At 65.1% G+C, this 20,412-nt stretch carries 16 protein-coding genes; 3 read left to right on the top strand and 13 right to left on the bottom strand.

Going from position 1 to position 20,412, the window contains the following annotated elements:
* Positions 1-7: 7 nt before the first annotated feature.
* The 3 genes from CEJ42_RS01800 to ompR are packed head-to-tail and all read right to left on the bottom strand — an operon-like array spanning position 8 to position 2,727.
* On the bottom strand, positions 8-568 hold the full coding sequence (locus CEJ42_RS01800; RefSeq protein ID WP_079215152.1) for a flagellar protein FlhE: 561 nt from the start codon (positions 566-568) through the stop codon (positions 8-10).
* The gene (locus CEJ42_RS01795; RefSeq protein ID WP_079215151.1) at positions 561-1,922 is read right to left on the bottom strand and encodes a sensor histidine kinase; all 1,362 of its coding nucleotides are present in this window, start codon (positions 1,920-1,922) and stop codon (positions 561-563) included. Before CEJ42_RS01795 ends, CEJ42_RS01800 begins: the two co-directional genes overlap by 8 nt.
* A 43-nt stretch (positions 1,923-1,965) precedes the next feature.
* On the bottom strand, positions 1,966-2,727 hold the full coding sequence (gene ompR, locus CEJ42_RS01790; protein WP_079215150.1) for an osmolarity response regulator transcription factor OmpR: 762 nt from the start codon (positions 2,725-2,727) through the stop codon (positions 1,966-1,968).
* Between the two features lie 183 nt (positions 2,728-2,910).
* Here ompR and CEJ42_RS01785 point away from each other — a divergent pair, with 183 nt between their 5' ends.
* Positions 2,911-3,195, top strand: coding sequence for a hypothetical protein (locus tag CEJ42_RS01785; RefSeq protein WP_079215149.1), 285 nt, complete (start codon positions 2,911-2,913; stop codon positions 3,193-3,195).
* 132 nt (positions 3,196-3,327) lie between these two features.
* Here the strand turns inward: CEJ42_RS01785 and CEJ42_RS01780 are convergent, their stop codons facing one another.
* The 8 genes from CEJ42_RS01780 to dapC all read right to left on the bottom strand — a co-directional run bounded on the left by CEJ42_RS01780 (position 3,328) and on the right by dapC (position 11,837).
* Positions 3,328-3,987, bottom strand: a complete 660-nt coding sequence (locus CEJ42_RS01780; RefSeq protein WP_175354529.1) for an amino acid ABC transporter permease — start codon at positions 3,985-3,987, stop codon at positions 3,328-3,330.
* A gap of 101 nt (positions 3,988-4,088) precedes the next feature.
* Positions 4,089-4,892: a cystine ABC transporter substrate-binding protein gene (locus CEJ42_RS01775; protein WP_088749865.1), complete on the bottom strand. Its 804-nt coding sequence runs from the start codon at positions 4,890-4,892 to the stop codon at positions 4,089-4,091.
* 149 nt (positions 4,893-5,041) lie between these two features.
* The gene (locus CEJ42_RS01770; protein WP_079215146.1) at positions 5,042-7,033 is read right to left on the bottom strand and encodes an ATP-binding cassette domain-containing protein; all 1,992 of its coding nucleotides are present in this window, start codon (positions 7,031-7,033) and stop codon (positions 5,042-5,044) included.
* A gap of 40 nt (positions 7,034-7,073) precedes the next feature.
* Positions 7,074-7,964, bottom strand: coding sequence for a 50S ribosomal protein L3 N(5)-glutamine methyltransferase (gene prmB, locus CEJ42_RS01765; protein WP_088749864.1), 891 nt, complete (start codon positions 7,962-7,964; stop codon positions 7,074-7,076).
* 176 nt (positions 7,965-8,140) lie between these two features.
* Positions 8,141-9,268 carry a succinyl-diaminopimelate desuccinylase gene (gene dapE, locus CEJ42_RS01760; protein WP_088749863.1) on the bottom strand — a complete coding sequence of 376 codons (1,128 nt, stop codon included), beginning with the start codon at positions 9,266-9,268 and terminating at the stop codon, positions 8,141-8,143.
* Between the two features lie 2 nt (positions 9,269-9,270).
* Entirely contained in the window at positions 9,271-9,630 is a 360-nt protein-coding gene (locus CEJ42_RS01755) for an ArsC family reductase (protein WP_088749862.1), read from the bottom strand.
* A 93-nt stretch (positions 9,631-9,723) separates the two neighbouring features.
* The gene (gene dapD, locus CEJ42_RS01750) at positions 9,724-10,560 is read right to left on the bottom strand and encodes a 2,3,4,5-tetrahydropyridine-2,6-dicarboxylate N-succinyltransferase (RefSeq protein WP_050466910.1); all 837 of its coding nucleotides are present in this window, start codon (positions 10,558-10,560) and stop codon (positions 9,724-9,726) included.
* 65 nt (positions 10,561-10,625) lie between these two features.
* Positions 10,626-11,837 (bottom strand): succinyldiaminopimelate transaminase, encoded by a 1,212-nt coding sequence (dapC, locus tag CEJ42_RS01745; protein WP_079215143.1) that lies wholly within the window; start codon positions 11,835-11,837, stop codon positions 10,626-10,628.
* A 316-nt stretch (positions 11,838-12,153) separates the two neighbouring features.
* Here dapC and CEJ42_RS01740 point away from each other — a divergent pair, with 316 nt between their 5' ends.
* Entirely contained in the window at positions 12,154-13,911 is a 1,758-nt protein-coding gene (locus tag CEJ42_RS01740) for a methyl-accepting chemotaxis protein (RefSeq protein ID WP_088749861.1), read from the top strand.
* Positions 13,912-14,001: 90 nt separating this feature from the next.
* Here CEJ42_RS01740 and CEJ42_RS01735 read toward each other — a convergent pair whose 3' ends face one another.
* Both CEJ42_RS01735 and CEJ42_RS01730 read right to left on the bottom strand, forming a co-directional pair.
* Positions 14,002-15,159, bottom strand: a complete 1,158-nt coding sequence (locus CEJ42_RS01735) for a branched-chain amino acid ABC transporter substrate-binding protein (protein WP_165774373.1) — start codon at positions 15,157-15,159, stop codon at positions 14,002-14,004.
* A 148-nt stretch (positions 15,160-15,307) separates the two neighbouring features.
* Positions 15,308-16,465, bottom strand: a complete 1,158-nt coding sequence (locus tag CEJ42_RS01730) for a branched-chain amino acid ABC transporter substrate-binding protein (protein WP_165774372.1) — start codon at positions 16,463-16,465, stop codon at positions 15,308-15,310.
* A gap of 283 nt (positions 16,466-16,748) precedes the next feature.
* On the opposite strand from CEJ42_RS01730, the gene smc reads away from it, so the two are divergent.
* Positions 16,749-20,279: a chromosome segregation protein SMC gene (smc, locus tag CEJ42_RS01725; protein ID WP_079215139.1), complete on the top strand. Its 3,531-nt coding sequence runs from the start codon at positions 16,749-16,751 to the stop codon at positions 20,277-20,279.
* Positions 20,280-20,412 lie beyond the last annotated feature (133 nt).

The following is a 20,412-nucleotide window of genomic DNA, read 5'->3' as shown; positions in this document are numbered from 1 at the left end:
GCGCCGTTCAGCCCGGCACGTCGAAGGTGACGATGATCTGATTCATGTCGCCCTTGACCGGGCCGTTGGGCAAATGTCCGCCGCCCTTGACGCGGTAGTAGAGCGTGAAGGGACGGGCGGCGTCACGGCCGTTGAAGAAGCTGGTATTGCCGCTGTTGGCATCGCTCACGGTCCAGCAGGTCGAGGCGTCCTGCCAGCAAAGCACCGCCTCGAACCCGGGCGGTTTGTTTTTTACCCCGTAACGCCATGCCACATCCCGGATGACCGATCCGGGCGGGATGCGCTCGACCACGCGAAACGACGTGGCGTAGTCGGCATTCTTGGCGCGGATGTCCGGGCCGGCGGCGTCCGAAGCGTAGGAGCCGACCGGGCCGTTGCGCGGCACGGCCGGCGCGGGTGGAGGCGGCGGCGCCGGTTGCACCGGAGACAGCACGACGATGGGTCTGCTGCCGTCGCGCGCGCCGGGCGCGACGCTGAAATTGCGGTCGGCGTAGCTTTGCGCCGCCGCCAGCGCGGGCAGGGCGGATGCCGCCCAGAACAGGACGGCCGGGATCCTGCGCTCAGCCATGGCGACGGTGATGCTGCAGCGGCAGCGTGATCTGGACCAGCAGGCCGCCGTGGGTTTCGTCGTGGCCCTTCAGCGCCAGCTTGCCGTTGTGGCGCAGCACGATGCGGTTGACGATGGCCAGTCCCAGGCCGGAACCGTTGGCCTGGCTGCGGGCGACTTCCAGCCGGGTGAAGGGACGCAGCAGGCGTTCGCATTCGCTGTCGGGCACGCCGGGGCCATGGTCGCCGATCTCGATGATCACGTTATGGCCCTCGACGCGGCTGCGCAGGTCGATCTCGGCGCAGTCGGTGCCCGGTGTCTTGCCGTAGCGGCGGGCGTTTTCCACCAGGTTGCTGAACACGCGCGCAAGCTCGGTGCCGTTGCCGGCGACTTCGGCGCTGGTGGCGATGTCGCCGCTGATCCTGACGTCGGTCAGGCGCGTCGCCTTGGCGGCGACGTCGTGCAGCAGCGCCGCCAGGTCGATGGTCTCGAGGTTGCTGGCGTCGAAGGGTTTGGCGTAGTCGAGGAACTGGCCGATGATGCTGTCCATCTGGGCCAGGTCGGAGTGCATGCCGTCGCGCGCCTCGTCGGAGAGGTTGGCCATCTCCACTTCCAGCTGCATGCGTGCCAGCGGCGTGCGCAGATCGTGCGAGATGCCGGCCAGGATCAGGGCACGGTCGGATTCGACGCGGTTCAGGTCGGCCACCATCTGGTTGAAGCTGCGATTGGCTTCCTCGATCTCGGTGGGGCCGGATTCGGGCAGCGGCTCAGGCTGGCGACCCTTGGCGATGGCGCGCGCGGCTGCGGTCAGGCGCGCCAGCGGCTGGTTGATCAGGGTCGAGATGAAGACCGCGCCGATCAGCGACAGGAACAGCGCAATCGATCCCCAGCCCAGCCACTGCAGGCCCGAGGTGCGATCCAGGCGGCCGCGGTCGAGCATCAGCCAGTACTGGTCGTCGTCGATGTTGAAACTGATCCAGAAGCCTTCCACGTCGTTGACGCTGGAGGCGAACAGGGTATTCTCGTCCAGCGACTGGCGCACGTAGTACTCGAGCTCGGGGACGATGGGCGAATCTTCCGGCGGAACGATCTTGTCGGACTTTTCCAGCGGGTAGATGCGGATGCCTTCGTTGCTGGCCAGGTCGAACAGCAGTTCGCGCCGCATTTCGGGCGCCGAGTGCGTCAGCGCCGCGCGCGTGATGGTGACCACCGACACGATCTGCGCGGCCAGCTGCTCCGCGCGCGGGCCGCGTTCGACCATGCGGAAGCTGGCCACCCAGGCCACCATGCTGGCGGTGATCAGGAAGGTCAGGAGGAAGAACGTACGCCAGAACAGGCCGTTGCTAAACCATCCTGATTGGGAGCGGACTTTCATCGGCGAACGGCCTGCGGATCAGCGGTATGGGCGAGGCAGGGGATCAGCGCGGCTTTCCTTCGGGGATGAAGACGTAGCCGAGACCCCAGACGGTCTGGATGTACAGCGGGTTGGCAGGATCCGGTTCGATCAGCTTGCGCAGGCGCGAGATCTGCACGTCCAGGCTGCGGTCGAAGACTTCGTATTCGCGGCCGCGCGCCATTTCCATCAGCTTCTCGCGCGACAGCGGCTGGCGCGCGTTGCGGGCGAACACCTTGAGCACCGAGAACTCGCCGGTGGTCAGCGAGATGCTCTCGCCGTTCTTCTTCAGGGTGCGGGTGCCGAGGTCGAGCACGAAATCACCGAACTCGAAGGTCTCCGGCGTCTCAGACGGGGCGCCGGGGAGTTCGTCCGGGCCCTTGCGGCGCAGGACGGCATTGATGCGGGCCACCAGTTCGCGCGGGTTGAAGGGCTTGGGCAGGTAATCGTCGGCGCCCATCTCGAGGCCGATGATGCGGTCCACGTCTTCGCCCTTGGCGGTCAGCATGATGATGGGAGTCTGGTCACCGGCGCCGCGCAGGCGGCGGCAGATGGCCAGGCCGTCTTCGCCCGGCAGCATCAGATCCAGCACCAGCAGGTCGTAGCGTTCGCGGATCCACAGCTTGTTCATGGCCTGCGCGTTTTCCGCGGTGACCACGTTGAAACCCTGTTCGGTCAGATAGCGGCGCAGCAGGTCGCGCAGACGGATATCGTCATCCACCACCAACACTTTGAATTGATTGGCGGAAGTTGTCGTATTAGTATTGTTGCCGTTGGTAGAGTTCATGGTGCCTATGGTAGCGTCTTCGCGATTTAGAGCAAGTCGCGGCCGAGTATTCATTACAAACTGTTACATACCTTACCTTAATCATCTTATACCATCGCGGCCTGCGGCCTACACTGGAATCAAGTCGAACGTAACATCAAAAGTATTCTGAATTTGATTCTCGCATTTGTGGAAAAACGCGTTATGAAGATTGCTGTCGTCATCAAGCTCTGTCTGGCCGCGATGCTGGCGCTGGGAGCGGTGTCTGCCTCGCTGGCAGCCCCTCCGCAAGGCGGCCGGCCGATGCCTGGTGGGCAAGGCGATTTCCGTCAGCACGGCGGCGGCGATTTCAACGCGCAGGATCATCGCAACCAGATGGCGGCCGAGCAGGAGCAGCGCCGCGCCGGCAAACTCAGTCCCGACGAGCGGCGCGAACTGCGGCGCCAGATCAACGAGGTCGGCCAGGACATCTACCGCGTCAAGCGTTGATGCGCGGAAATAAAATGCGGTGAAGCGTATGCGCCGCGCCACGCGATGGCGGTAATTTTATGAAAAGAAAAGCCCGGATGAGTTCTCGTCCGGGCTTTTTTATTTTTGCGGCCGCGCGGGCCTTTCCGGGCATCAGGCCTGGTGCGCCCTCCCGAGCTTCTTCTCGAGCCTGTGCTGCAAGGCTTCGAAGCACAGGCTGAGCATCCAGTAGACGCCGGCGGCCGCGATATACAGCGGCAGCGGCCGGAAGGTCACGGCGATCACTTCCTTGGTCGCCAGCATCAGCTCGGTCACGGTGATGACCGAGACCAGCGAGGTGTCCTTGATCAGGCTGATCAGCGTATTGCTCATGGCCGGCACGGCGATGCGCACAGCCTGCGGCACGATGATGTAGCGCAGCGTCTGGAAATAGGTCAGGCCGATGCTGTAGGACGCATTCCACTGGCCGTGCGTCACGCCCAGGATGGCGCCGCGCAGGCTCTCCGACAGGTAGGCGCCGGCGTTCAGGCTCAGCGTGAGCACGCCGGCCGTCAGCGGCGAGAATTCGATGCCTACGCTGGGCAGGCCGTAATAGACCACGAAAATCTGCACCAGGAGCGGCGTGCCGCGCATCAGGCTGACATAGATCGCCGCCGGCCAGTGCACCGGGCGCCAGGGCACGATGCGCGCCACCGCCAGGATGAATCCCAGCACCAGCCCGCCCAGCATGGACGCCAGCGCGAACAGCAGGGTGTAGCCGACGCCTTTCATCAGCGTGGGGGCGGCTTGCTGCAGCAGTTCCAGGATTTCCATAGGCATTCGATATAAAAAATTATCCCCGCAATGCGGGGATAAATCTGCCTCGGCGCGAGGCGGGGTGTTCCGGTGCGCCGGGCTTGAGCCCGGCGCGCGCCTTATTGTGCTTTCGGCGGCTGGCTTACGTCAATGCCGAACCATTTCTCGGAAACCTGCTTGAAGCTGCCGTCGGCCTTGATGTCGGCCAGGGCCTTGTTCAGCGCGGCCTTGAATTCCGGATTGTCCTTGCGGAACGGGATGCCGATCTTGTCGACCGCGCCCACCGGGCTGCCGCCCTTCAGGGGCAGCTTGGTCGACTTCAGGATGTAGCCCACCAGCAGGCTGTCGTTGAGCGCGGCGTCGATGCGGCCGGCAGCCAGGTCAGCCAGGTACTCCGGCGAGCCGGGATAGGTGCGCACGTCGATGCCCGGCACGCTCTTGGCCTTCTGCTCGAAGTTGGTGCCCTGGCCCAGGCCGAGCTTCTTGCCCTTCAGGTCGTCCAGGCTCTTGAATTCGCGCTTCTCGTCCTTGCGCACGATCAGCTGGGCGGCCGACAGGGTGTAGGGATCGGAAAAATCGAAGGCCTTCTGGCGCTCGTCGGTGATGCCGACCTGGTTGATGATGACGTCGTACTTGCCGGCGCCCAGGCCCGCCAGGATGCCGCTCCACTCGGTGGTGGTGAACTCGGGCTTGACGCCCAGCTTGGCGGCCAGCAGGTTGGCCACATCGACCTCAAAGCCGGTCAGCTGGCCGGTCTTGGGATCCTTGAAATTGAACGGGGGATAGTTGCCTTCCAGGGCGACCTTCAGCGTGCCGCGGCTCTTGACCGTCTGCAGCAGGTCGGCGGCGGAGGCCGACAGGCTCGATGCCAGCAGGGTCGCGCCGGCGGCGGCCAGCAGCCATTTCTTGAAGTTCTTGTTCATCGCATGCTTCCTTTCAGAATGAGTGCTGCGGAAAAAGCAGCCAGGCCGCAATGATGCCTTCGTTTTGCCAAAGTTCAAGGGCTCGCTTCATACATTGATGTAGGAAGCTTATGCGGGCGGCCGGAACGCCATATTGCACCGGTCCCGCCTCAGGCCTGCAGCTGTTCCAGTGCGTCCTGCTGCTCCAGCCATTCGTTTTCCAGCTGGTCGAGCTCCTTGGCGCAATAGGCCTGGTCGGTGATCAGGGTCTTCAGTTCTTCCTTGTTGGCGGCGTCGTAGATGTCGGGGCTGGCCAGGCGCGTGTCGATCTCGGACTTGCGCGCATTGAGCTTGGCGATCTGCTCGTCCAGGCGCTTGAGGCGCTGCTCGATCGGCTTTTTCAGCACCGATATCTTCTGCCGCTGTTCGGCCTCGAGCCGTTTCTGCTCCTTGCGGTCGACAGCCGGCGCGGCGTCGGCGACGACTGCGGCGGGGGCGGACTTCGACGGCAGGGGCGCCGCCGCATCCGAGCCTTCGGCGCGCGCCGCCAGCTTGGTCTTGAACAGCCAGTCCTTGTAGTCGTCCAGGTCGCCGTCGAAATCCTGCAGCTTGCCGTCGGCCACGATCAGGAACTGGTCGGTGGTGGCGCGCAGCAGGTGGCGATCGTGGGAGACCAGGATCAGCGTGCCTTCGAACTGCGCCAGCGCCATGGTCAGCGCCTCGCGGGTTTCGAGGTCGAGGTGGTTGGTCGGTTCGTCCAGCAGCAGCAGGTTGGGGCGCTGCCACACGATCAGCGCCAGCGCCAGGCGCGCCTTTTCGCCGCCCGAGAAGGGCGCGATCGACGAGCTGGCCATGGTGCCGTTGAAGTTGAAGCTGCCGAGGAAATTGCGCAGTTCCTGCTCGCGCACGTCCGGCGCCAGCCGCGTCATGTGCCACAGCGGCGACTCGTCATGGCGCAGCATCTCGACCTGGTGCTGGGCGAAGTAGCCGATCACCAGGCCCTTGCCCAGGCGCGCGGTGCCCGACAGCGGATCGATCTCGCCCGCCACGGTCTTGATCAGCGTCGACTTGCCGGCGCCGTTCACGCCCAAGAGGCCGATGCGCTGGCCGTTCTGCAGCGAGAAGTCGATGCCGCGCACGATGATCTTCTCTTCGTCGGGCTCGCTGCCCTTGCCCTCGAGGCGATAGCCGGCGTTGACCTTCTCCATGACCAGGAGCGGATTGGGCGCCGACAGCGGCTCGCGGAATTCGAACGAGAACTCGGCCGCCGCCCGCAGCGGCGCCAGCTCTTCCATCTTCGACAGCGCCTTCATGCGGCTTTGCGCCTGGCGCGCCTTGGTGGCCTTGGCCTTGAAGCGGTCGATGAAGGATTGCAGGTGGGCGCGCTGGCGCTGCTGCTTTTCGATCATGCCGGCCATCAGCTCCAGCTGCGCCGAGCGCTGGCGCTCGAAGGAGGAGTAGTTGCCGGAGTAGCGCTTGAGCTTGCGGTCGTCGATGTGGACGATCACGTTGACCACGCCGTCCAGGAAATCGCGGTCGTGCGAGATGATCAGCAGCGTGCCGGGATAGCGCTTCAGCCAGTCTTCCAGCCAGATGATGGCGTCCAGGTCCAGGTGGTTGGTCGGTTCGTCCAGCAGCAGCAGGTCCGATGGGCACATCAGCGCCTGCGCCAGGTTCAGGCGCATGCGCCAGCCGCCGGAGAAGCTGGCCACGGGGCGCTCCATCTGTTCCAGCGAGAAGCCCAGGCCCAGCAGCAGTTGCTCGGCGCGCGAGCGCACGGTGTAGGCGTCGGCATCGGCCAGTGCGGTGTGCAGCTCGGCGATGCGGTTGCCGTCGTGCGCGCCGTCGGGCTGCGCTTCGGCGTCGGCCAGCTCGGCCTGCAGCTGGCGCAGGTGGACGTCGCCGTCGATGGCGTACTCGATGGCGGGGCGGTCGAGCGCCGGCGTTTCCTGCGCCACGTAGGCCATGCGCCACTTGGCGGGGAAGTCGACATTGCCCTGGTCGGCATGCAGCTCGCCGCGCAGCATGGCAAACAGGCTGGACTTGCCGGCGCCGTTGGCGCCGATCAGGCCGATCTTGTCGCCCGGGTTGAGCGTGAGGTCGACGTTTTCCAGCAGCGGCTTGACGCCGCGCTGGAGGGAGACTTGCTGGAAACGGATCATCGGTGAATCGGAATCAAAAGGTGCGTGCGGCCCGTGCGGGTCAGCCGAGTTGCAGTTGTTCGGCGGTGACCAGGAACACCATGTCGTCGCCGGCGCTGGTGGTCAGCCAGGTCAGTTCCAGCTCGGGGAAGGCGGCCTCGGCGAATGCGCGCTCGTTGCCGATCTCCACCACCAGCACGCCGTTCTCGGTCAGGCGTTCGGCGGCGCCGGCCACGATCTTGCGCACCAGGTCCATGCCGTCGTCGCCGCCGGCCAGCGCCAGCTGCGGCTCGCGCAGGTATTCCGGCGGCAGCTTGGCCATCGAGCCGGAGTTCACGTACGGCGGGTTGCTGATGATGAGGTCGTACTTGCGCGGCGTGAGCTGCGTGTAGAGATCGGACTCGACCAGCGTGATGCGGTCCTGCAACTGGTAGTCGGCGACGTTCCGGTGCGCCACTTCCAGCGCGTCGGAGGAGATGTCGACGGCGTCGACCTGGGCGTTGGGGAAGGCGTCGGCCAGCAGGATGGGCAGGCAGCCGGAGCCGGTGCACAGGTCCAGTGTGTTCTCGATCGCTTCCGGATCCTGGATCCACGGCGAGAAATGATGGGGGATCAGCTCGGCGATGAAGGAGCGCGGCACGATCACGCGCTCGTCCACGTAGAAGCGATAGGCGCCCAGCCAGGCCTCGTTGGTGAGGTAAGCGGCCGGCACGCGGTCCTTGCTGCGGCGTTCGATCACCTTCATGACGGCGGCAACCTCATCGGGCAGCAGGCGGGCGTCGAGGAAAGGATCGAGCTGGTCCAGCGGCAGCTTCAGGGTGTGCAGGATCAGATAGGCGGCTTCGTCGAAGGCATTGCTGCTGCCGTGACCGAAGAACAGTTGTTCGGTGTTGAAGCGGGTCACGGCGTAGCGCAGGAGGTCGCGTACGGTGGCGAAGGTATGGGTGGTCATGGTGTTGATCTCTTGGTGAGCGCGATGATTCTGGCTGCCTTGCTTGCATATGCCGTCATCCTGACGAAAGTCAGGATCCAGCGGCTTTCGTTGCTGTATCACAAACGACGCTGGATCCCCGCGTTCGCGGGGATGACGGAGAAATGTGATGCGACGCAGGACTTGGCGAGCGGGCCTCAGCCCAGCAGGTTCTCCAGCGTCTTGCGATAAATATTCTTCAGCGGATCGATGTAGCGCACTTCGATGTGTTCGTCGATCTTGTGGATGCTGTCGTTGGGTGGACCGAACTCGATCACCTGCGGGCAGATCTGCGCGATGAAGCGGCCGTCCGAGGTGCCGCCGGTGGTCGACAGCTCGGTCTCAAGGCCGGTCTCGTCCTTGATCGCGCGGGCCAGTGCGCCCGACAAGTCGCCGCGCGGGGTCAGGAAGGGCAGACCACCGACGGTCCATTTCAGGTCGTATTCCAGGCCGTGCTTGTCGAGGATGGCATGCACGCGTTGCTGCAAGCCGTCGACGGTGCTGGCGGTGGAGAAGCGGAAGTTGAAGTCGATCACCACGTCGCCCGGGATCACGTTGGACGCGCCGGTGCCGCCATGGATGTTGGAGACCTGCCAGGAGGTCGGCAGGTAGTACTCATTGCCGGCATCCCACTGCTCGGCCACCAGCTCGGCCAGCGCGGGCGCGGCCTGGTGGATGGGGTTGCGCGCCAGTTGCGGGTAGGCGATGTGGCCCTGGATGCCCTTGACCGTCAGCTTGCCCGACATGGTGCCGCGGCGGCCGTTCTTGATCATGTCGCCCAGGGTCTTGGCCGAGGTCGGTTCGCCGACGATGCAGTAGTCCAGCTGCTCGCCGCGTGCCTTCAATGCATTGCAGACCACCACGGTGCCGTCGGTGGCCGGGCCTTCTTCGTCGCTGGTGATCAGGAAACCGATGGAACCCTTGTGATCCGGATGGGCGGCGAGGAATTCCTCGCAAGCCACCACCATCGCGGCGATCGAGGTCTTCATGTCGGACGCGCCGCGGCCGTACAGGCGACCGTCCTTGATGGTCGGTTGGAAGGGATGCGATTGCCATTTCTCGACCGGGCCGGTCGGCACCACGTCGGTGTGGCCGGCGAACACCAGCAGCGGCTGCGCGCTGCCTTTGCGCGCCCACAGGTTGGTGACCTCGCCGGACTGGATGGTTTCGCACACGAAGCCCAGCGGCGCGAGCAATTCCGCCAGCCGCGCCTGGCAGCCTTTGTCTTCAGGGGTGACGGAGGAGAGGGAAATCAGTTCCTGGGTCAGGGCCAGCGTCTTGCTCATGATCAGTCTTCAAAAATGTGTTGATACTGGTCGGCCTTGAAGCCGACGTGATATTGCTTGCCGTCGAACAGCACCGGGCGCTTCACCACGGATGGGTTTTCCACCATCAGGGCGACTGCGGCGGCGTCATCGGTGATCGAGGCCTTGCGTTCGTCCGACAGCGCGCGCCAGGTGGTGCCCTTGCGGTTGACCAGCACGTCGCGCTCGACATCCGTGAGCCAGGCTTGCGCCTGCGCCGCGTCGAGGCCGGCCTTCTTGAAGTCGTGGAAGGTGTAGGCGATGCCTTGCTCGTCCAGCCACACGCGAGCCTTCTTGACGGTGTCGCAGTTGGGGATGCCGTACAGCGTGATGTCGTTTGCCATGCTTGGGTTCTCGATGGTGATGCTTCAGAACACGACGCCGCGCCGGTGTACGTGACAGCCGGCGCGGCGCGGGGTACTACACTGCGTCAGGAATTACTCGCCGCGCAGCAGTTCGTTGATCGAGGTCTTCGAACGGGTTTGCGCATCGACCTTCTTGACGATGATCGCGGCGTACAGGCTGTACTTGCCATCCTTGGACGGCAGGTTGCCCGGCACCACCACGGAGCCGGCCGGCACGCGGCCGTAATGCACTTCGCCGGTTTCGCGATCGTAGATCTTGGTCGACTGGCCGATGTACACGCCCATCGACAGCACCGAGTTCTCTTCGATGATCACGCCTTCCACGACTTCCGAACGGGCGCCGATGAAGCAGTTGTCTTCGATGATGACCGGGCCGGCCTGCACCGGCTCCAGCACGCCGCCGATGCCGACGCCGCCGGACAGGTGGACGTTCTTGCCGATCTGGGCGGCCGAGCCGACGGTGGCCCAGGTGTCGACCATGGCGCCTTCATCGACGTAGGCGCCGATGTTGACGTAGGACGGCATCAGCACCACGTTGCGGCCGATGAAGGAACCGTGACGAGCAACCGCCGGCGGCACCACGCGGAAGCCGCCCTTGGCGAAATCTTCAGCGGTGTAGTTGGCGAATTTGGTCGGCACCTTGTCGTAGAACTGCGGGTAGCCGGGCGCGCCCGACGACACCACGACGTTGTCTTCCAGGCGGAAGGACAGCAGGATGGCCTTCTTCACCCATTGGTTGACTTCCCACTGGCCGACGCCTTGACGATTGGCGACGCGCAGGGTGCCATCGTTCAGGCCTGCGATCACTTCGGCCACCGCATTGCGGATGTCGGCCGGAGCGGTCTTGGGGGACAGGCTGGCGCGGTCTTCCCACGCCTGATCGATGATTTGCTGAATGGACTGTGTCATGTTGATGTCTATGAACGGTTGGGTGAAAAGTAAAAACGTTTTGTTGAAACGGCGGCGCCAGGCGCTCAGGCCTTGCCCGCCAGCTTTTTGGTGAAGGCGACGATGCGTTGCGCCGCCTCCAGGCATTCTTCGACTTCGGCCACCAGCGCCATGCGGATGCGGCCGGCGCCCGGGTTGACGCCGTGCGCTTCGCGCGCCAGGTAGCTGCCCGGCAGGACGGTGACATTATATTCGGCGTACAGGCGGCGGGCGAATTCGGTGTCGCTGATGTCGGCCAGCTTGTCGACCCGGGCCCACAGGTAGAAGCTGGCGTCGGGCAGGCTCACGTCCAGCACTTCCTGCAGCAGCGGCGTGACCTGGGAGAACTTCTTCACGTACTTGGCGATGTTGTCCTGTACGTGGGTCTCGTCCTTCCATGCCTCCACCGACGCGGCCTGGATCACCGGGCTCATGGCGCCGCCGTGGTAGGTGCGGTAGAGCAGGAATTTCTTCAGGATGGCGGCGTCGCCGGCCACGAAACCAGATCGCATGCCCGGCACGTTGGAGCGCTTGGACAGGCTAGAGAACGAGATCAGGCGCTCATAGCCGCGGCCCAGCTTGCGCGCGGCCTCCATGCCGCCCAGCGGCGGGTCCTGCTTGAAGTAGATTTCCGAATAGCACTCGTCGGAGGCGATCACGAAGCCGTAGCGGTCCGACAGCGCGAACAGCTCCTTCCAGTCCTCCAGTGACAGCACGGCGCCGGTCGGGTTGCCCGGCGAGCACACGAACAGCAGCTGCACGCGCTGCCAGACGTCCTCGGGGACCTTGCTGAAGTCGGGGGCGAAATTGCGCGCCGGGTCGGAGTTGACGAAATACGGCTGCGCGCCCGACAGGTAGGCCGCGCCTTCGTAGATCTGGTAGAACGGATTGGGGCACATCACCAGCGCGCCCGGCTTGCGCGGGTCGATCACGGTCTGCGCCAGCGCGAACAGCGCCTCGCGCGAGCCGTTGACCGGCAGGATCTCGGTAGCCGGATCGGGGCGGGGAATGCCGTAGCGGTTTTGCAGCCAGTCGGCGATCGCGCCGCGCAGCGCTTCGCTGCCCAGCGTGGCGGGATAGCTGGCCAGGCCGGCCAGGTTGTCGGCCAGCGCCTTCTGGATGAAGGGCGGCGTGGGGTGCTTGGGCTCGCCGATGCCCAGGCTGATGTGGCGGTAGGCAGGATCGGGCGTGACGTCGGCGAACAGCTTCTTCAGCTTTTCGAAGGGGTAGGGCTGCAGTTGGTCGAGTAGGGGATTCACGGCGCTGAACTGGAAAAGCCTCGCGGCCGGGTCCGCGTCATGTCGCGGGCGGCCTTGGCAAAGGGCTGAGGGAAAGCTTGCGATTATACCGTTATTGCAACATCTCTTGAACCGCCCCTTGCCACGCGAATTGTTGGCAAAACGGCATTGCAATGCGCGTCGGCCGCCGGTTGTCGAAAATGCAATCCGGAAAATCGCGGGGGCGATGCCGGTGTATTCAGGCGATTGTCGTGTGCTTTTGTGATTTATCGTTGCCGTTCGCCAATTTTTGTCGCCGGCCGCCTTTCGCGCCGGCAGCGTCATACGGAGAACAACAATGAAAAGCCTTAAAGCGCAGCTGCTGTCCGCCCTGGCGGTGATGTGGGTCGGCCTGCTGCTGCTCGCAGCGTGGTCCGCCTTCAGCGCCCGCGAAAACATGATCAACGAACGCAAGGACGGCCTGCGCCGGGTGGTGGAAGCCGCCAACGGCGTGGTCGCCAGCTATGTGGCCGACGTCGCCGCCGGGCGCCTGCAGAAGGCCGATGCCCAGAAGTCGGCGCTGGAGCGCATCGGCGCCATGCGTTACGACACCGACAATTACCTCTTTGTCTTCGACTCCCAGCCGGTGGTGCTGCTGCTGCCGTCCAACAAGGGCATGGTCGGCAAGAACGTGGCCGACCGCAAGGACTCGGCCGGCAAGGCCTACTACAGCGAGATGGTGAAGGTGGGCAAGGCCGAGAAGAAGGGCTTCGTCGAATACATGGGCCGCCTGCCGGGCACCGACGACAGCAACCGCACGCCCAAGATGAGCTACGTGATCCACAACGAGGACTGGGACTGGTTCATCGTCACCGGCGTGTTCCTGAGCGACGTGCAGGCGCAGTTCCAGGCCGACCTGATCAAGCTGCTGGGCATCCTGCTGGTGGTCGGCGTGGTGGTCTCGGCGATGATGCTGGCCATCATCCGTCGCATCACGCGCAGCCTGGGCGGCGAGCCGGCCTATGCAGTCGACATCGCCACCCGGATCGCCTCCGGCGACCTGACCGTGCGCGTGCAGACGCGTCCCGGCGACACCCGCAGCCTGTTGTATGAAATGTCTTCCATGCGCGAGCGCCTGGCAGCGGTGATCAAGGGCATCCACCAGGGCACGGACGCCATCGACATCGGCGCGCGCGAGATCGCCGCGGGCAACCTCGACCTGTCTTCGCGCACCGAAGAGCAGGCCGGTTCGCTGGCGACCACCGCCTCCAGCATGGACTCGCTGACGTCGACCGTGAAGCAGAACGCCGACAACGCGCGCCAGGCCGGCCAGCTGGCCAACAATGCCTCCGACATCGCCAGCCGCGGCGGCGAGGTGGTGGGGCAGGTGGTGCAGACGATGGAAGGCATCACCGAGAGTTCGCGCAAGATTTCCGACATCATCGGCGTGATCGACGGCATCGCTTTCCAGACCAACATCCTGGCGCTCAATGCAGCGGTCGAAGCGGCCCGTGCGGGCGAGCAAGGCCGCGGCTTCGCCGTGGTGGCGTCCGAAGTGCGCTCGCTGGCCCAGCGCAGCGCGCAGGCCGCCAAGGAAATCAAGGCGCTGATCGAGGACTCGGTGCAGCGCGTGGGCAGCGGCTCCGACCAGGTGGCGCGCGCCGGCGAGACGATGGGTGAAGTGGTGTCCGCGGTGCGCCGCCTGACCGACATCGTCGGCGAGATCTCGGCCGCATCTGAAGAGCAGCGCAACGGCATCGAGCAGGTCAACCACGCTATCGGCCAGATGGACCAGGTCACGCAGCAGAACGCGGCGCTGGTGGAGGAGGCCGCAGCGGCGGCGGGTTCGCTGGAAGATCAGGCGCGGCGGCTGAAGCAGGCAGTGGCGGCCTTCCGCGTCGACGGCGAGCTGGAAGCCGCAGCAGGGATCCCGGCCGCGCCCGCAGCAGCCAAGCGATCGCCTGTCGCGGCCAAGCCTGCTGCGGCACGTCTCGATGCGCCCAAGGCGGCCAAGCCGGCCGCGGCTGCGGCCAAGCCCTTGCCGGCGCCGGCTTCCGTGCCCGCCAAGGCTAAGGCCAAGTCGGCCGATGACGACGGCGAATGGGAAACGTTCTGAGCCGCTCAGCCCGCATCGACGAGTAAAAAACGCCGCTTATGCGGCGTTTTTTCATGGGGCGGCCAAACGTCGACTGTTGACTGTCAAGCGTCAGCCGCCCCAGGATTTCAGCGGCCGCCAGTTCTTCTGTTCGGCCCGGTAGAGCGTATAGGGCGGATTGAGCTGGCTGCCGTCGGTGGCGAAGGCGACGTTGCCTGATATGCCCTTGTATTTCATCCGGTGCAGCTCGGCTAGGACCAGCCGCGAGTCGGCCGAGTCCAGTTTCTGCATCGCCTCGATGGCCATGCCGGCCGCGTCATAGGCGAACATGGTGTAGCTGTTGATGGAGGTGTCGAAGCGGCGGCGGTAAGCCTTCTCGAAGTCCGCGTAGCCCGGGCGCCGGTCGGGTGGCAGGCCGTGCGTGAGTAGGTAGGCGCCCTCCGGATACGGCCCGGTATGGGGAAACTCGCTGTTGAGCGCGCCTCCCGTCATCAGCAGCTGGCAGCGCAGCTTCATGCGCTGGAAATTCTGCAGGAAGGGCTGGATTTGCGGGCCGCCGCCGGTGAAGAAGACCAGGTCGGGGTCGCTGTTCTTGAGCAGGGTGAGGGCGGCGTTGAAGTCGGAGGTCTTGGGCGTGACGGCGTCGCGCACGATGATTTTCTGTCCCTGCGACTTGAGATTGCGGATGAATCCCTCGGCCAGCGCCGACCCCAGCGAAGTGCCGTTTTCCAGCAGCGCGATGCGGCGGGCGCGGATGATGTTGGCGGCGACGTCGGCCAGGTATTCGCAGGTGACGTCGCTGTGGCCCAGCAGCTGGAACACGTTCTTGTAGCCGCGCGAGGTGAACTGCCTGCCGGTGGAGGTCGGGCTGATCAGGGCGATGCCGGCGTCGGCATAGATGGGCGTGGTGGCGACGCTGGTTTCGGTGGTGTTGTGGCCGATGACGGCGGCCACCTTCGCGCTGACGAAGGAGTTGGCCACCAGGCGCGCGAAGTTGATGTCGGACTGGTCGTCCACCGGCAGCAGGGCGAAGCGGGTCAGCTGCCCGCCGATGACGATCTTGCGCTGGTTGGCTTCCTCGATGGCCAGGAGTGCGCCATCGCGCGCGCTGAAGCTGAGGTTGGTGAGCAGCTTGTTGCCCAGTCCGCCGGCAAAACCGATGTTGACGAGCCGCGTGCCGTCAGCGGCCAGGGCGCGCAGCGCCGGTGCGCCTGCAGCGAGTGCGCCGGCGCAGGCGATCAGGCGCCGGCGCCAGGTTGATGTGGCCATGGCTTTCCCCCTGCTGTGGTTCATGCCGTTTCCCCACGGCATGCCTGACGATGTTCGGTGGATTCACTATAGCACCGGCCTGCGTATCCCTTGCTCGCAAGATTTGGCGAGATCCGGACTTTTTGCGTTTTGCGTCCTGGCCGCGGCGTCAGCCGCCGAAGGTCCGCGCCTGCTGCCAGATGTCGCGCGCGGCGCGGTAAAGCGTGTAGGGCGGATTGACCTGGCTGCCGTCGGCGGCGAAGGCGATCGGCCCGGAGATGCCGCGGTATTGCATCCTGTGCAGTTCGGCGGTGAGCAGTTTCGGGTCGGTGCTGTCGACCCGTCGCATGGCGTCGATCAGCATGCCGACCGCGTCATAGGAAAACATGGTGTAGGCGGTGAGCGCCGATTCGTACTTCCGGCGGTAGTTCTTCTCGAACTCGGCGTAGCCGGGGCGGCGCTCCACCTGCAGGCCGTGCAGCAGCACGTAGGAGCCGTCCGGATACAGGCCGGTGCGGGGGAACTCGAGATTGACGCCGCCGCCGGTGGCCAGCAGCTTGCAGTCCAGCCCCATGCGCTGGTGGCTTTGCACCAGCGCCACGACCTGCGGGCCCACCGCGGTGAAAAACATCAGGTCGGGATTGGCGGCCTTGATGCGCGCCAGCGTCGCGCTGAAGTCCGAGCTCTTGCCGCCGACCGATTCGCGCGCCACGATGGTCATTCCCGCCTGCCGCAGCCTGGCGATGTAGCCCTCGGCCAGCGACTGGCCGAGTTGCGTGGCGTTGTCCAGCACCGCCACGCGGCGCGCCCGGATGGTCTGTTCGGTGATGTCGGCCAGATGGTTGGCCGTGATGTCGCTGTGGCCCAGCAACTGGAACACGTTCCTGTAGCCGCGCGAGGTGAAGCTGCGGCCGGTGGAGGTCGGGCTGATTTGCGGGATGCCGGCTTCGGCGTAGATCGGCGTGGCCGCCACGCTGGTGTCGGTGGTGTTGTGGCCGATCACGCCGCTGACATTGGCGGCCACGAAGGAGTTGGCGGCGATGCGGGCGAAATTTGGCTCGGACTGGTCGTCCACCACCAGCAGCGCAAAGCGCACGGGTTTGCCGCCGATGACGATGTTGCGCTGGTTGGCTTCTTCCACCGCCAGCAGGGCGCCGTCGCGCGCCCCGAAGCTGAGGTTGCTCTGCAGCTTGACGCCAAAACCGCCGGCAAAGCCGATATTGACGATCTGTTCGCGCGCCGCCGCCGGCGCCAGCCGCGCCGCCGTTGCCAGCAATAATCCGCCGGCGCTCGCAAGAATGCGGCGCCGCGATCGGGATGCGCTCATGAAGCCCCCATGTTGATGTTCGTTCAGGCGTCCCCGGGCGGATACGGGCGTTGCCGTTCCGCTTGTTCTACGGCTCACTATACCGAAAAGTCGCCGCAATGTGCGCGCATACATCGCCGTTTCATGTGGCGTGAAGAGGTAAAAGTCCGCGCGCGGGCGGGAAGGCGAAAAGGGAAGCCGGACGGCCATTTTTGGCCTGATGCGGCGGCTGCGATGTTATGATACCGGCCTTTCCGGAAGCAAATTTCCCGCTTTCCGCCAACCAGTTCAATTTGTCGATAACGTGCGTCTAACTTCCATTAAATTATCGGGATTCAAGTCCTTCGTCGAGCCAACGCATTTCCAGGTTCCAGGGCAGCTGGTGGGTGTGGTCGGGCCGAACGGTTGCGGCAAATCCAACATCATCGACGCCGTGCGCTGGGTCCTGGGCGAATCCAAGGCTTCCGAGCTGCGCGGCGAGTCGATGCAGGACGTCATCTTCAACGGCTCCACCCACCGCAAGCCGGCCGGCCGCGCCTCGGTCGAGCTGGTGTTCGACAACTCCGCCGGCAAGGCCGCCGGACAGTGGAGCCAGTACGCCGAAATCGCCGTCAAGCGCACCTTGACGCGCGACGGCACCTCGTCCTACTACATCAACAACCAGTCGGTGCGCCGCCGCGACATCCAGGACATCTTCCTTGGCACCGGCCTGGGCCCGCGCGCCTACGCCATCATCGGCCAGGGCATGATCTCGCGCATCATCGAAGCGCGCCCCGAAGAGCTGCGCATCTTCCTCGAAGAAGCCGCCGGCGTCTCCAAGTACAAGGAGCGTCGCCGCGAAACCGAGAATCGCCTGCACGACACCACCGAAAACCTGACCCGCCTGGAAGACATCCTGCGCGAGTTGAACACCAACCTGGAAAAGCTGGAAGCCCAGGCCGCCGTGGCCAAGAAATTCCACGAGCTGCAAGGCGACCAGGAAGAAAAGCAGAAGCTCCTGTGGCTGCTGCGCAAGAACGAAGCCAAGGCGGAACAGGAGAAGTTCTTCAAGGAGATCGAGCGCGCCCAGATCGACCTGGAAGAACAGACCGCCAAGCTGCGCCATGTCGAGGCCGAGCTGGAGCACATGCGCCAGGCACACTACGGCGCCGGCGACCGCCTGCACCAGGCGCAGGGCCACCTGTACCAGACCAACTCCGAGATCGGCAGCCTGGAAGCACAGATCAAGTTCGTCATCGAGTCGCGCAACCGCCTGCAGTCGCAGCTGAACTCGCTGACCGCGCAGCGCGACCAGTGGCAGCGCCAGGGTTCGCAGCAGCAGGATGAGCTGGCCGAGGCCGAGATCGCGCTGGAAGAATTCGGCATGCGCGTGGAGCAGTCGCAGCAGGCCGTGCAGGACGCCAACGAGCGTCTGCCGTCGCTGGAGCAAGCCTGGCGCGAATCGCAGCTGAAGACCACCGAGTCGCGCGGCAAGATCATGCAGGTGCAGCAGCAGATCGAGCTGCAGTCCACGCACCAGCGCAACGCCTCCAACATCCTGTCGGGCCTGGCCGCGCGCCGCGAGCGCCTGATGCAGGAAAAGAACGGCATGGCCATGCCGGACGACGTCCACCTCTCCAACCTCAAGCTGCAGCTGGAAGAGAAGCAGGCCTCGCTGGAAGAGGCCAACATGTACCTGGAAGAAGCCCAGGAACAGGTGCCGCGCCTGGAAGAGGAACGCCGCGCCGCGCAGGAACTGGTCAGCAAGGAAACCTCGGCTAACGCGCAGCTGGAAGCCCGCCTGTCGGCGCTGAAGCAATTGCAGGAAAGCGTGCAGGCGCAAGGCAAGGTCCAGCCCTGGCTGGAAAAGCACGGCCTGGCCGAGCTGCCGCGCCTGTGGCAGAAGCTGCACATCGAGCAGGGCTGGGAAACCGCGCTGGAAGCCGTGCTGCGCGAGCGCATGTCGGCGCTGGAGATGTCCAACCTGGACTGGGCCAAGGCCTTCTTCTCCGACGCGCCGCCGGCCAAGCTGGCGCTGTACGCGCCCAACGCCGGCCTGGCCCAGCCGGCGCCGGCCGCCGCCAACGGCTTGAAGCCCTTCATCAACCTGCTGCAGCTGAACGACCCCGGCCAGCGCGCGCTGATGAACGACTGGCTGCGCGACGTCTACGTCGCCGACGATACCGCCATCGCCTTCGCCGAGCGTTCCACGCTGCCGCTGGGCGGCGTGTTCGTCACGCGCCAGGGCCATGTGGTCAGCCAGTCCAGCGTGCGCTTCTATGCCTCAGATTCGGAGCAGGACGGCATGCTGGCGCGCCAGCAGGAAATCGAAAACATCACCAAGCAGCAGCGCGCGCAGTACATGCTGGCCGAAGAAGCCAAGGGCCGCGCCGTGCGCGCCGAGGCGGCGCTGTCGTCGGCCTCGCAGCGCCTGCAGGAGCTGCGCCAGCGCACCGCGTCGCTGACCCAGTCGGCGCACAGCCTGCAGATCGAGGTGATGAAGCTGGCCGAAGTGCAGGAGCGCTTCAACCAGCGCAGCACCCAGATCGCCACCGACCTTGAAGAAATCGGCATGCAGGAAGCCGAGCAGCAGCAGGTGCAGGCCGAGTCCGAGGCCCGCTTCGAGCAGCTCGACATCGAACTGGCCGAGCTGCAGGAGCAGCACGAGAACGGCCAGACCGATTACCTGACTCGCGAGCAGCAGTTGAACGACGCCCGCACGCGTTTGCGCGAGCTGGAGCGTTCGTCCCAGGAAACCGAATTCGCCGAGAAGTCGCACCGCAGCAAGATCGAGGAATTGAAGCGCAGCATCGCCACCGCGCTGGAGCAGGCGGCGCAGCTGTTCGCCAGCATGCAGCAGGGCAGCCTGGAACTGGAAAGCCTGGACGACCAGGCCGCCCAGGCCGGCCTGCAGGAGCTGCTGGACCGCCGCAGCGAGCAGGAGCGCGCGCTGGCCGATGCCCGCCACGAGCTGGACCAGCTGTCGCAGCAACTGCGCACGCACGAGGAAAACCGCATGCAGGCCGAACGCAGCCTGCAGCCGCAGCGCGACCGCATCACCGAACTGCAGTTGAAGGAACAGGCCGCGCGCCTGAACCAGGAGCAGTTCTCCGAGGCGCTGGCGCAGACCCAGGCCGACGAGGCCGCGCTGTCGGAGAAACTGACCGCCGACATGCGCCCGTCCTACCTGCAGGGCGAAGTGACCCGCCTGACCAACGCCATCGCGGCGCTGGGCGCGGTCAACCTGGCCGCGCTGGACGAGCTGGCCACGGCCTCCGAGCGCAAGCATTTCCTGGATGCCCAGCACGCCGACCTGAACGAAGCCATCACCACGCTGCAGGACGCGATCCACAAGATCGACATGGAAACCCGCGACCTGCTGCAGGTCACCTTCGACAAGGTCAACCACCACTTCTCCGAGCTGTTCCCGGTGCTGTTCGGCGGCGGCCAGGCCAAGCTCATCATGACCGGCGACGAGATACTGGATTCCGGCGTGCAGGTCATGGCGCAGCCGCCAGGCAAGAAGAACGCCACCATCCACCTGCTCTCGGGCGGTGAGAAGGCGCTGACCGCGACCGCGCTGGTGTTCTCGATGTTCCAGCTCAACCCGGCGCCGTTCTGCTTGCTCGACGAGGTGGACGCGCCGCTGGACGACGCCAACACCGAGCGTTTCGCCAACATGGTCAAGCGCATGTCCGACCACACGCAGTTCCTCTTCATCTCGCACAACAAGATCGCGATGGAGATGGCGCAGCAGCTGATCGGCGTGACGATGCAGGAGCAGGGCGTCTCGCGCATCGTGGCGGTGGACATGGAGTCGGCCGCCAACTTCTCCAGCGCGGAGCAGGCCGCCTGAGGCCAACGCGGCCGCGCGCAACTCTTGCCGGGGTGGCAACATCCTCCGGCACGGGCCAGCGGCGCGGCTTCCCGGCCTTTGTCGGCTTGACAAGCAGGGGCCAGGAACACTACCCTGAAGACCTTGTCATACA

This window comes from Herbaspirillum robiniae (assembly GCF_002213415.1).
Classification (GTDB): domain Bacteria; phylum Pseudomonadota; class Gammaproteobacteria; order Burkholderiales; family Burkholderiaceae_D; genus Herbaspirillum; species Herbaspirillum robiniae.
Note: the sequence above shows the minus strand (reverse complement) of the source record. Positions and strands in the feature narration are given on the sequence as shown.

What these genes read in the sequence shown, in the direction of transcription:
- CEJ42_RS01800 (WP_079215152.1), bottom strand. Translation starts at nt 568, where the DNA reads ATGGCTGAGCGCAGGATCCCGGCCGTCCTGTTCTGGGCGGCATCCGCC.
- CEJ42_RS01795 (WP_079215151.1), bottom strand. Translation starts at nt 1,922, where the DNA reads ATGAAAGTCCGCTCCCAATCAGGATGGTTTAGCAACGGCCTGTTCTGG.
- ompR (WP_079215150.1), bottom strand. Translation starts at nt 2,727, where the DNA reads ATGAACTCTACCAACGGCAACAATACTAATACGACAACTTCCGCCAAT.
- CEJ42_RS01785 (WP_079215149.1), top strand. Translation starts at nt 2,911, where the DNA reads ATGAAGATTGCTGTCGTCATCAAGCTCTGTCTGGCCGCGATGCTGGCG.
- CEJ42_RS01780 (WP_175354529.1), bottom strand. Translation starts at nt 3,987, where the DNA reads ATGGAAATCCTGGAACTGCTGCAGCAAGCCGCCCCCACGCTGATGAAA.
- CEJ42_RS01775 (WP_088749865.1), bottom strand. Translation starts at nt 4,892, where the DNA reads ATGAACAAGAACTTCAAGAAATGGCTGCTGGCCGCCGCCGGCGCGACC.
- CEJ42_RS01770 (WP_079215146.1), bottom strand. Translation starts at nt 7,033, where the DNA reads ATGATCCGTTTCCAGCAAGTCTCCCTCCAGCGCGGCGTCAAGCCGCTG.
- prmB (WP_088749864.1), bottom strand. Translation starts at nt 7,964, where the DNA reads ATGACCACCCATACCTTCGCCACCGTACGCGACCTCCTGCGCTACGCC.
- dapE (WP_088749863.1), bottom strand. Translation starts at nt 9,268, where the DNA reads ATGAGCAAGACGCTGGCCCTGACCCAGGAACTGATTTCCCTCTCCTCC.
- CEJ42_RS01755 (WP_088749862.1), bottom strand. Translation starts at nt 9,630, where the DNA reads ATGGCAAACGACATCACGCTGTACGGCATCCCCAACTGCGACACCGTC.
- dapD (WP_050466910.1), bottom strand. Translation starts at nt 10,560, where the DNA reads ATGACACAGTCCATTCAGCAAATCATCGATCAGGCGTGGGAAGACCGC.
- CEJ42_RS01740 (WP_088749861.1), top strand. Translation starts at nt 12,154, where the DNA reads ATGAAAAGCCTTAAAGCGCAGCTGCTGTCCGCCCTGGCGGTGATGTGG.
- CEJ42_RS01735 (WP_165774373.1), bottom strand. Translation starts at nt 15,159, where the DNA reads ATGGCCACATCAACCTGGCGCCGGCGCCTGATCGCCTGCGCCGGCGCA.
- CEJ42_RS01730 (WP_165774372.1), bottom strand. Translation starts at nt 16,465, where the DNA reads ATGAGCGCATCCCGATCGCGGCGCCGCATTCTTGCGAGCGCCGGCGGA.